A 6,094-nucleotide genomic window follows, 5' to 3' on the forward strand; every position below is an offset into this window, starting at 1 on the left:
ATCACTATCATTGAAATTTACTTTTCTTTGCATCATTTGACGCTGATTAACATTCAAAGGTTTACCGCATGTTTGTGCCATTTCTCATTATGTTACGCGAAGGACTCGAAGCGGCGCTGATCGTTAGCCTCATCGCCAGCTATTTGAAGCGTACCCAACGCGGCCGCTGGATAGGCGTGATGTGGATCGGCGTTTTTCTCGCCGCCGCACTCTGCCTTGCGCTGGGTATCATCATCAACGAAACCACCGGCGAGTTTCCTCAGAAAGAGCAGGAGCTATTTGAGGGTATCGTCGCGGTCATCGCCGTGGTGATCCTGACATGGATGGTTTTCTGGATGCGCAAAGTATCGCGCAACGTCAAGGTGCAGCTTGAGCAGGCCGTGGATAACGCCCTGAAGCAGGGCAATCATCATGGCTGGGCGCTGATTATGATGGTCTTCTTTGCCGTGGCGCGGGAAGGGCTGGAGTCGGTCTTCTTCCTGCTGGCCGCGTTTCAGCAGGATGTGGGGATCTGGCCCCCGGTGGGTGCACTCACCGGACTGGCAACGGCGGTGGTCATCGGCTTCCTGATTTATTGGGGCGGTATTCGCCTTAACATGGCCGCGTTTTTCAAATGGACCAGCCTGTTTATCCTACTGGTGGCCGCCGGGCTGGCTGCGGGGGCGATCCGTGCCTTCCACGAAGCGGGCCTGTGGAACCATTTCCAGCAGGTAGCCTTCGATCTCAGCAATACCCTCAGCACCCACACGCTGTTTGGCACCCTGCTGGAAGGCATCTTTGGCTATCAGGAAGCACCTAGCGTCAGTGAGGTGGTGGTCTGGTTTGCCTATCTTATTCCGGCGCTGGTGCTGTTTATACTGCCGCCGCGCCCAGGGGCGCAGATGTCGCCTGGAGCCTCCTGATGTTTACTCAGCGTGACAGCAATAGTTACAACATACTTTTAAAAGGGAAAGGTCATGGCAACGCATTTTCGTCGTAGTGCTTTACAGGTTGGTATTGCCGCGCTGCTCGCCTGCGCGTTTAACGCCCAGGCGGCGGATGTTCCTCAGGTGAAGGTTACGGTAACGGATAAACAGTGTGAACCGATGAACCTCACGGTTAATGCCGGGAAGACGCAGTTCATTATCCTCAACCACAGCCAGAAAGCGCTGGAGTGGGAGATCCTGAAGGGCGTAATGGTGGTTGAGGAGCGGGAGAACATCGCGCCAGGCTTTAGTCAGAAGCTGACCGCTAACCTGCAGCCGGGCGAATACGAGATGACCTGCGGCCTGCTGACCAATCCCAAGGGCAAGCTGATTGTCAAAGGTGCCTCTACGGCAGACGCGGCTAAAGGTGACGCATTGCTGAGCCTGGGCGGCGCTATCACCGCGTATAAAGCTTACGTGACCCAAGAGATGAACGGTCTGGTGGCTAAGACCAAGGCCTTTACCGATGCGGTGAAGGCGGGCGATATCGAGAAAGCGAAAGCGCTTTATGCCCCGACGCGTCAGCACTACGAGCGTATCGAGCCTATCGCTGAGCTCTTCTCTGACCTCGACGGCAGCATTGATGCCCGTGAAGATGACTACGAACAGAAAGCCGCCGATCCGAAATTCACCGGTTTCCACCGCCTCGAAAAAGCGCTGTTTGGTGATAACTCCACTAAAGGCATGGAGCAGTATGCGGACCAGCTCAACAGCGACGTGCTGGAGCTGCAAAAACGCATCAGCGAGCTGGCCTTCCCGCCGTCAAAAGTGGTGGGTGGTGCGGCAGGGCTGATTGAAGAGGTGGCGGCCAGCAAAATCAGCGGTGAAGAGGATCGCTATAGCCACACCGATCTGTGGGACTTCCAGGCTAACGTCGACGGCGCGCAGAAAATTGTCGACCTGCTGCGTCCGCAGCTGCAGAAAAACAACGCTGACCTGCTGACGAAGGTGGACGCCAACTTCAAGAAAGTCGATGCCATTCTCGCGAAATACCGCACCAAAGATGGCTTCGAAACCTATGACAAACTGACCGACGCCGATCGCACGGCGCTGAAAGGACCGATTACTACCCTGGCGGAAGATCTGGCCCAGCTGCGCGGCGTACTGGGACTGGATTAAGCATGACAGAGCATGATGTTGACGGCGTAAGCGAGCCTTCACGCCGTCGTTTACTGAAGAGTATGGGCGCGCTGGGCGGCGCGCTGGCGCTGGCGGGCGGCTGTCCGGTTGCCCACGCGGCTAAACCGACAAGCGCTCCCGGCACCCTGTCGCCGGATGCGCGGATGGAGACCCAGCCGTTCTATGGCGAGCATCAGGCAGGGATCCTGACGCCGCAGCAGGCCTCAATGATGCTGGTGGCGTTTGACGTGCTGGCCAGCGACAAGCCCGAGCTGGAACGGCTGTTTCGTCTCCTGACCCAGCGGATCGCGTTTTTAACCACCGGCGGTCCCGCGCCGGAAACGTCTAATCCACGTCTACCGCCGATGGACTCCGGTATTCTTGGTGGCTTTATTGCGCCAGATAACCTGACCATCACCGTGTCGGTAGGGGCATCGCTGTTCGATGACCGCTTTGGCTTAGGCCCGCAGCGCCCTGCCAAACTGGAGAAGATGACGCGTTTCCCCAACGATTCGCTAGACGCCGCCCTGTGCCATGGCGATCTGCTGTTGCAGATCTGCGCTAACACCGGGGATACGGTGATCCACGCTCTGCGCGATATCATTAAGTACACGCCGGATCTGCTCAGCATCCGCTGGAAGCGGGAAGGATTTATCTCCGATCACGCGGCGCGCAGTAAAGGCAAAGAGACACCGATCAACCTGCTGGGCTTTAAAGACGGTACCGGCAACCCGGACAGTGCGAACAGTACTCTGATGAAGAGCGTGGTGTGGGTCACGCCCGACCAGCAGGAGCCCGCCTGGACGGTGGGCGGCAGCTATCAGGCGGTACGCATCATCCAGTTTCACGTTGAGTTTTGGGATCGCACGCCGCTCAAGGAGCAGCAGACGATTTTCGGCCGGGACAAACAGAGCGGGGCACCGCTGGGCATGAAACATGAGCATGACGTGCCGGACTACGCTGGCGATCCGGACGGCGACGTTATTGCCCTCGACAGCCATATACGCCTTGCCAACCCACGCACGCCGGAGACCGAAGCGAACCTAATGATGCGTCGGGGCTATAGCTACTCGCTGGGGGTCACCAACGCTGGCCAGCTGGATATGGGCTTGCTGTTTGTCTGCTTCCAGCACGATCTGGAGAAGGGATTCCTGACGGTGCAGAAGCGGCTCAACGGCGAAGCGCTGGAGGAGTACATCAAGCCCATTGGCGGGGGATACTTCTTTGCGCTGCCGGGCGTGAAGGCGACGCAGCACTATCTTGCTCAGCCTCTGCTTGAGGCATAACGCGCTGTCTCCTGCCCAGTGAGGCAGGAGACATCTTCCTCTCTCGACTCCCCACCATCATTTTTTTCTATGAGCGCGATCCTGTTATATATTTGTAATATTAATGTCAGAAACTGGCTCGGTATGAGGATTCAGGCACGTTATATTTAGGTAAATATAATGTTGCTTTTATGAAAATTTTTGTTTTACTTATAACAACAGCGGTAGTTCCCGGCAGTGAACGATTCACTATGGAGATCGCGAATGGTAGCATCCGGCTCAGGACAAGCACGCAACTCAAACCGTCAGGCTCGGTGCGGCCAGCACGCCACCGACAGCGATCGCCTCACCGCCAGAATCTCCTCTTTCCTCATCACAACACCTGAATTTACCGACGTGGCAAATGACACAGTGGGTGGGTTTGCCGCGTCTTTTCATCAGCAAGTCATGGCTTACAAGGAAGCCAAACCTCAGACGTTCGTGCGCATAATCGTGCCGGCAGCGGCGCGTGTGATGTAAACCTACAACTCAAGGTGCTATCCATGGGAAGACAGAAAGCAGTGATCAAAGCTCGTCGTGAAGCTAAACGTGTGCTGAGACGAGATTCGCGCAGCCATAAACAGCGTGAAGAAGAGTCGGTCACCTCGCTTGTGCAGATGAGTGGCGTTGAATCAATTGGCATGGCGCGGGATAGCCGTGATAACTCGCCAATTGTCGCGCGTAATGAAGCTCAGGCGCACTACCTGAATGCAATTGAGAGTAAACAGCTCATTTTTGCTACAGGTGAAGCAGGATGCGGTAAAACTTGGATCAGCGCAGCGAAAGCGGCAGAAGCCCTGATCCACAAGGATGTGGACAGAATTATCGTCACCCGTCCGGTCCTGCAAGCCGATGAAGATCTTGGCTTCTTACCCGGAGATATCTCGGAGAAGTTCGCTCCTTACTTCCGGCCCGTCTATGACGTGCTGGTCAAACGCCTTGGAGCGTCCTTTATGCAATACTGCCTGCGGCCAGAGATTGGTAAGGTAGAAATCGCGCCGTTCGCCTATATGCGCGGACGTACATTTGAAAACGCGGTCGTGATCCTTGACGAGGCTCAGAACGTGACCGCTGCGCAAATGAAGATGTTTTTGACACGCCTCGGGGAGAACGTGACCGTGATCGTTAACGGTGATATCACCCAGTGCGATTTGCCGTCGGGCGTCCAGTCCGGCCTGAGCGATGCGCTGGCACGTTTTGAGGAAGATGAGATGATTGGCATCGTCCGCTTTACCAAAGATGACTGCGTGCGCTCGGCCCTCTGCCAGCGGACGCTGCAAGCATACTACTGATGAACTCGCGTAGTTGAGAATGCGATCGCAAAGCCCGGGTAACCGGGCTTTGTTTTTTATGTGGCGGAGTTCGACGGTAATAGCCGACCACCCGCTATGCGCCAATGCGCCATCAATCATGTGCATCACGCCCGTTACGAAGACCCGCCAGTCGTGCGACCATTCCCGCATAATGCTAATACGCTGTCGATAGCGCGCCTCCGCCATTATTTACCCCAGCACACTGTTGCGCATATTTTCCCGGTGAAGTACCAACATAACGGGTAAACGCTACGCTGAAAGCACTGGCAGAGCCGTAGCCAATGCGCTCTGCTACCGCTGCGATAGTGATACCGGTATGGCAAAGCATCTGTTTAGCCAGCGCCATTCGCCAGGCGAGAAGATAAGCCATCGGTGTTATGCCAATCATTTCTGTAAATCGTTCAAACAGCGTCGATCGCGATAGTGCGCAGCCGTTGGCCAGCGATTTGACTGTCCACCGCCTGGCGGGATCCTGATGTATCAGCCGAAGAGCTTGAGCGATACGAGGATCTTCCAGGCCGCGTACCAGCCCGGGTGTGATTAGGGCATTGCCAGACCGAATGGCCTCAATGAAAAGCAATTCCGTCACCCGCGCCAGCATGAACGCTTTTCCTGCCCGCTGCGCCTGCGTTTCATCTTTCAGCAACCCCATAAGCAGCGCCAAACGCTTTTCATCACGCACGCAAATAAACTCAGGCAGAAGCGAAACCAGTAACCCTGCATCGGAAGAGTCAGATACGCAGTGGCCTACCAGAGCCAGTATTTCAGGTGCAACGCGCGGATCGCCAACCCTGAAGTGCCTGTCTGCTACTTCAACCGGCAGCCATTGACGACGTCGGCGATATAGATGTTCTGGTAAACAATGCAGGCGTCGGGATGTTAAATGCGCTTGAGGGCGTTTCCCTGCAGGCAGTGAAGGAGGTTTTTGCAACAAATACGCTGGGAACTATCGCGATGACCCAGGCCGTACTTCCACAATTCAGACAGCGGCGTTCAGGCGTGATCGTAAATATCACCTCAGCCGTTACCCTAAAACCGCTGCCGCTACTGGCAGCGTATACCGCCAGCAAGGCGGCAGTGAATGCGTTCACTGAATCTCTGGCTATTGAGCTAAAGCCGTTTAATATCCGCGTGGGCCTCATTCTGCCAGGGCGTGCACCCGCGACCCGCTTTGGCGAAAATGCTCAACGTATCATGGGGGACATTCCTGCAGAGTATGCCGAGCTAAGCCAGCAAATCTTTAATGAGATGCGGAATGATAGCGCCAGGGTTACTTATCCCATCGATGTAGCGAAAGCGGTCTGGCACGTTGTCAACGATCCTAATGCACCGATGCGTTTACCCGCTGGAGAGGATGCCCTTCACATGGCTGGCACGAATTGACGAGTGACAG

5 protein-coding genes and 2 pseudogenes are annotated in these 6,094 nt (G+C 55.7%); 6 read left to right on the forward strand and 1 reads right to left on the reverse strand.

The window, feature by feature from the left end:
* Window positions 1-68: 68 nt before the first annotated feature.
* From efeU to phoH, 5 genes are all read left to right on the forward strand, one after another.
* Window positions 69-902: an iron uptake transporter permease EfeU gene (efeU, locus tag EV102420_RS13620; protein WP_042392609.1), complete on the forward strand. Its 834-nt coding sequence runs from the start codon at window positions 69-71 to the stop codon at window positions 900-902.
* Window positions 903-956: 54 nt separating this feature from the next.
* Window positions 957-2,084, forward strand: a complete 1,128-nt coding sequence (efeO, locus tag EV102420_RS13625) for an iron uptake system protein EfeO (protein ID WP_042392611.1) — start codon at window positions 957-959, stop codon at window positions 2,082-2,084.
* A gap of 2 nt (window positions 2,085-2,086) precedes the next feature.
* A complete protein-coding gene (gene efeB / locus EV102420_RS13630; protein ID WP_042392614.1) occupies window positions 2,087-3,370 on the forward strand; it encodes an iron uptake transporter deferrochelatase/peroxidase subunit in 1,284 nt (427 codons plus the stop codon).
* Between the two features lie 243 nt (window positions 3,371-3,613).
* Window positions 3,614-3,868 carry a hypothetical protein gene (locus EV102420_RS22110; RefSeq protein ID WP_042392616.1) on the forward strand — a complete coding sequence of 85 codons (255 nt, stop codon included), beginning with the start codon at window positions 3,614-3,616 and terminating at the stop codon, window positions 3,866-3,868.
* A 23-nt stretch (window positions 3,869-3,891) separates the two neighbouring features.
* Window positions 3,892-4,680: a phosphate starvation-inducible protein PhoH gene (phoH, locus tag EV102420_RS13640; RefSeq protein ID WP_042392618.1), complete on the forward strand. Its 789-nt coding sequence runs from the start codon at window positions 3,892-3,894 to the stop codon at window positions 4,678-4,680.
* A 175-nt stretch (window positions 4,681-4,855) separates the two neighbouring features.
* Here the strand turns inward: phoH and EV102420_RS13645 are convergent.
* Window positions 4,856-5,524 (reverse strand): annotated as a pseudogene (locus tag EV102420_RS13645) (helix-turn-helix domain-containing protein); the annotation flags it as partial.
* On the opposite strand from EV102420_RS13645, the pseudogene EV102420_RS13650 reads away from it, so the two are divergent.
* Window positions 5,524-6,084, forward strand: a pseudogene (locus EV102420_RS13650) (SDR family NAD(P)-dependent oxidoreductase); the annotation flags it as partial. The pseudogenes EV102420_RS13645 and EV102420_RS13650 sit on opposite strands and share 1 nt — an antisense overlap.
* Window positions 6,085-6,094 lie beyond the last annotated feature (10 nt).

Origin of the sequence: Pseudescherichia vulneris NBRC 102420, from assembly GCF_000759795.1 — a bacterium.
GTDB classification, from domain to species: domain Bacteria; phylum Pseudomonadota; class Gammaproteobacteria; order Enterobacterales; family Enterobacteriaceae; genus Pseudescherichia; species Pseudescherichia vulneris.